General features: G+C 76.0%; 1 protein-coding gene. It reads left to right on the top strand.

The genetic code is table 11. The annotated features are described in order from the left end of the window. The coding region (locus tag EF903_RS34630) for a hypothetical protein (RefSeq protein ID WP_185902975.1) at window positions 1-705 on the top strand (705 nt) is incomplete at both ends.

Raw genomic sequence — 705 nt, 5'->3', positions numbered from 1 at the left:
GGTCAGGTCCAGGAACCAGCTCTGCGGGCCCCCGCGCTCCCCTCCCGGGCCCGAGCCACCTGCGGCGACGGCAAGAGCACCGCCTTCCCCATCGGCGCGCGGATCCGCGGCGGCCCGTCCGTCTACCGCACCGGCGGCGGCCCGCAGAGCTGGTTCCTGGACCTGACCAACACCACCGCGACCCGGTGCACCGCCATCCACCCCGTCGTGGTGCTGTCGGACGAGGCGCGCGCCCTGCGCGCCGACCACCTCCGGATGGAGTTCGACACCCCCGAGGGCACGCTGCCCGTCAGCCTGGAGGAGAGCGACCGCGACGAGATCATCGCCGTCTTCGACGGCGGCGACGCGTTCTCCGGCTACACCCTTGCGGCGGGCGGCTCCCTGACGGTCACGGTCCATTTGGCCTTCTCGCCGGACGCGTCCACGGGGGAGGTCGTCGCGGACGCCGCCGTCGTCCAGCGGCGCGGCGACGACGGCGACTGGGTCGGCGAGGCCGGAGGCTACCGCTTCACGGTCGAATCCCCGCAGGAGCGCGTCCAGGCCGGATCCCTCGCCCACACGGGCCCGCAGGAGCGGCACGGGGTGGCGGCGGCAGGCGCCGCACTCACGGCGGGCACCGCCCTCCTCCTGGCCGCCCGCCGCCACCCCGTGCCGCTCCTGCGGGCCCGTGTGGGCGAGGGATCCGGCCTGGACGCGCTCCTGCGG

The sequence above is a fragment of the Streptomyces sp. WAC05292 genome (genome assembly GCF_003949955.1).
Classification (GTDB): domain Bacteria; phylum Actinomycetota; class Actinomycetes; order Streptomycetales; family Streptomycetaceae; genus Streptomyces; species Streptomyces globosus.
The sequence above is the reverse complement of the archived record's forward strand: the minus strand, read 5'-3'. Positions and strand labels throughout refer to the sequence as shown.